Origin of the sequence: Nakamurella sp. (genome assembly GCF_048594475.1) — a bacterium.
Classification (GTDB): Bacteria; Actinomycetota; Actinomycetes; order Mycobacteriales; family Nakamurellaceae; genus Nakamurella.
Window position 1 is genome coordinate 1 of record NZ_JBMDXT010000019.1, and the last position, 3,460, is coordinate 3,460.

Here is a 3,460-nt window from a genome sequence, read left to right on the forward strand (position 1 = left end):
GCAAGGAGCGCGCATGACGCAGACCAGCACCCCGACCCAGGCCTCGAGCGCCCGCCGGCGCCCGCACGTGGTGGTCCTGGGTGGCGGATTCGGCGGGCTGACCGCGGTCAAGGCGCTGGCCAAGGCCGACGTCGACATCACGCTGATCGACCGGCACACCTACAACGCCTTCCAGCCGCTGCTCTACCAGGTCGCCACCGCCGGCCTCAACCCCGGCGACGTGACCTTCTTCCTGCGGGCCACCCGGATGGCCCAGAAGAACGTGAGCTTCCGGCAGGGCGAGGTCAAGGGCCTGGATCCGGCCGGGCAGGTCATCACGTTCACCGACGACACCACGATCCACTTCGACTACCTGGTGATCGCCACCGGGGCGACGACCAACTACTTCGGCACCAAGGGCGCGGCCGAGAACTCGCTGGCCATCTACACCCGGGCCCAGGCGCTGCGGCTGCGGGACAAGATCTTCACCAACCTCGAGCACGCCGCGGCCGCGCAGACGGCGGAGGATCTGGCGATCGTCGTGGTCGGCGCCGGGCCGACCGGCGTCGAGATGGCCGGGGCGCTGGCCGAGTTGCGCAACGACGCGATGGCCACCGTCTACCCGGAACTGGACCCGCGGCGCACCCACATCGTGCTGGTCGAGATGGCCGACAAGGTGCTGGCCCCGTTCGCGCCGTCGCTGCGCGAGTTCGCCGCCCGGGCCCTGCGCGAGCGCGGGGTGGAGCTGCGGCTCAACACCTCGGTCGCCGAGGTCCGCCCGGACGGCGTGGTGCTCGGCGGCGGCGAGTTCCTCAAGGCCGGCGTGGTCGTGTGGGCCACCGGGGTCACCGTGCCGCAGATCGTCGGCGAGTGGGGGCTGCCGCAGGGCCGCGGCGGCCGGATCACCGTGGACAAGGACCTGCGGGTGACCGGATCCCGGACCATCTTCGCGGTCGGCGACGTCGCGCTGCTGCCGGATCCGCTGCCGCAGTTGGCCCAGCCGGCGCTGCAGGGCGGCCGGCACGCCGGACGGCAGATCGCCGCGTTGATCGCCGGCCGGCCCACCCACCCGTTCCACTACCACGACAAGGGCACGATGGCCACGGTCGGCCGGCGGGCCGCGGTGGCCGACATCCAGCTCGTGCGCGGGCGGTCGGTCCGGCTCAACGGAACCCTGGCCTGGTTCGCCTGGCTCTTCGTCCACATCGTCATGCTGCTGGGCAACCGCAACCGGCTGGCCACCTTCGTCAACCTGACGACCAAGTACCTGGCGCCGTCCCGCCGGACCAACCCGATCGTGGGCGATGTGCCGGTGTTCGAGCACCCCGGGCGAAGTTGATCCGTCAACATCCGGCCGCTTTCTGAGTAGGCTGGAGGGCATGACGACGTCCCCGCGGTGGCTCACCGAGCCCGAGCAGCGGGCCTGGCGCGCGCTGCAGCAGTTCGGTGCACCGCTCGCGGCGGCCCTGAACCGGCAACTGCTGGCGGAGTCGGCGCTGTCCTCGGCCGACTACCAGGTGCTGGTCGTGCTGACCGAGACCGAGGGGGGCGTGCTGCGGGCCGGCGAGCTCGGCCGGGAGACCGGGTGGGAGAAGAGCCGGCTCTCGCACCATCTCAAACGGATGGAGGCGCGGGGGCTGGTCCGCCGCGACGAGTGCCTGACCGACGGCCGGGGGCTGCTGGTGCGGATCACCCCCGCGGGGCGGCAGGCGATCGCCGAGGCCGCCCCCGGGCACGTGGCCGCGGTCCGCGACCTGGTGATCGACGCGTTGACCCCGGAGCAATTGCGGGTACTGGCGGAGGCAGGAGAAGCGGTCGGCGCCCGGCTCACCGCCGTGAACTGCGGAGCCGCCGACGCCGAGGCGGCGGACGAGGGGAACAATGTCTCAACCTCATGTCGAGAGTGAGGGTTCGGCCGCGCCGGCGGGTCACGCCCTGACCGCCCCGGCCGCCGATCCGGTGTCCGGTCCCGACGCCGCGCGGCGGACGGATGCGGTCGCCGCCCCCGGCGCGGTCGTCGACCGGACGGGGGACCGGACGGCCCACGACGCGGTCGACGGGCCGGGGTCGAATCCGGCGGTCCCGCAGGCTGTGTCGAATCCGGGGGTGTCGGATCCGGGGGTGTCGAATCCGGCGGTGTCGGATCAAGGGGTGCCGGATCCGGGGGCGCCGTCCCGCACCCGCCGGGTGATGGCGGCGGCCGCCAGCGGTCGGGACAAGGCGATCCGCCAGTTCGTGGCCCTGCTGGTCCCGGTGATCCGGGCGACCCGCTACCCGCTCCTGGCCGTGGTTCTCGTCCCGGTGGTGCCCGCGGTGCTGGTCATCGTGATCGCGCTGGCCCGCCCGGGTCCGGACGATTGGTTCTGGGTCGTGCTGGCCGCGTTCGGGCTGGGCCTGGGCGGCTGGTTGGCTCTGCGCCGTCGTCAGCTGCTGGCCGTCGCGGCCGACCCCGAGGTTCTGACCACCGCGTTGACCTCGATGGTCACCGGTCGCGAGCTGTGGTCCCAACTGATCGACAACCTGTCCGCCGGCAAGGTCGGCGCCGCGGTGGTTCGCCGGTCGCGTCCGCTGCGGCTGCTCGGCGGCCTGTGGCGCGGCGTCCGGGCGGCCGGGGTGGTCGCCGAGTTCGCGGCCAGCGACGAGCTGGCCCCGCTGACCCCGTTGCGGCTGCGCGGCATCTGGTTCCTGGTGCTGTCCTGCCTGCTGGCCGGCGCCGTGCTCGGTGTCGCGGTGCTGGTCGCCGCCCTGCTGTTCCTGCTCGGCGCATGAGCCGGGCGGGCCGAACGGGCCGGGACGGCCGGCCGGATACGGTGAGGACATGATCGACGAGACCCAGCCTGGATATGACGTGACCGAGGGCGTCTCCGAGCAGCTGACGGTCAGCGACACGCTGTCCGACGACCGCCTGGACGACTTCCTGGACGAGGGCTACAACCCGCCGGACCGCGAGCCGTCGGTGCAGGTGCCCACCGAGTCCGAGGAGGAGCGCGGGCTGAGCCTGTCCGAGCTGCTGTCCGCCGAGACTCCCGAGGTGTGGGACGAGGACGAGAGCAACCTCTACGACGAGTCGGGCGACGAGGTCGGCGGGACGCGGGCCGGCCGGCTGGTCGGTGACGGGTCGGACGCGTACGGCGACACCCGCAACGACGTGTTGGCCGACGACGTCGGCGTCGACGGTGCCGCGGCCAGCGCCGAGGAGGCCGCGGTGCACATCATCGACGAGTACGACCAGCGCTGACGGCCGGCCGCGCCCGGGTCCGACCGATGCCGTTCCGAGGTCGGGCGGCCCGTCATCGAGCGGGCTTTCGCGGTCGGCGGAAAACCGTTGCGCGGGCCGGGACACGGACGTAGGTTCGCGGTACACGAGGAAGGAGGTGGTCCTGAGTTGAGTATTTCTCGGACACGTGAGGTGGCTGGCCGCTAGGCCGCACCGACCGAAAGGACCCTCCAGTCCTCGACGAGGAGCTGCGGTCCAGCAATC

At 72.6% G+C, this 3,460-nt stretch carries 4 protein-coding genes; all 4 read left to right on the top strand.

The features are described 5' to 3' along the window. The first annotated feature begins 13 nt into the window (after positions 1 to 13). Genes ACOJUF_RS00940 through ACOJUF_RS00955 form a run of 4 tightly spaced genes read left to right on the top strand, consistent with a single transcriptional unit; the run spans position 14 to position 3,217 of the window. Positions 14 to 1,318, top strand: a complete 1,305-nt coding sequence (locus ACOJUF_RS00940) for an NAD(P)/FAD-dependent oxidoreductase (protein ID WP_420119990.1) — start codon at positions 14 to 16, stop codon at positions 1,316 to 1,318. A gap of 40 nt (positions 1,319 to 1,358) precedes the next feature. Continuing rightward, entirely contained in the window at positions 1,359 to 1,886 is a 528-nt protein-coding gene (locus ACOJUF_RS00945) for a MarR family winged helix-turn-helix transcriptional regulator (protein WP_420119991.1), read from the top strand. Further along, complete coding sequence (locus ACOJUF_RS00950; protein ID WP_420119992.1) at positions 1,861 to 2,748, top strand: hypothetical protein; 888 nt, start codon at positions 1,861 to 1,863, stop codon at positions 2,746 to 2,748. The genes ACOJUF_RS00945 and ACOJUF_RS00950 overlap by 26 nt, the downstream gene beginning before the upstream one ends. A 49-nt stretch (positions 2,749 to 2,797) precedes the next feature. Then, positions 2,798 to 3,217, top strand: a complete 420-nt coding sequence (locus tag ACOJUF_RS00955) for a DUF5709 domain-containing protein (protein WP_420119993.1) — start codon at positions 2,798 to 2,800, stop codon at positions 3,215 to 3,217. Positions 3,218 to 3,460 lie beyond the last annotated feature (243 nt).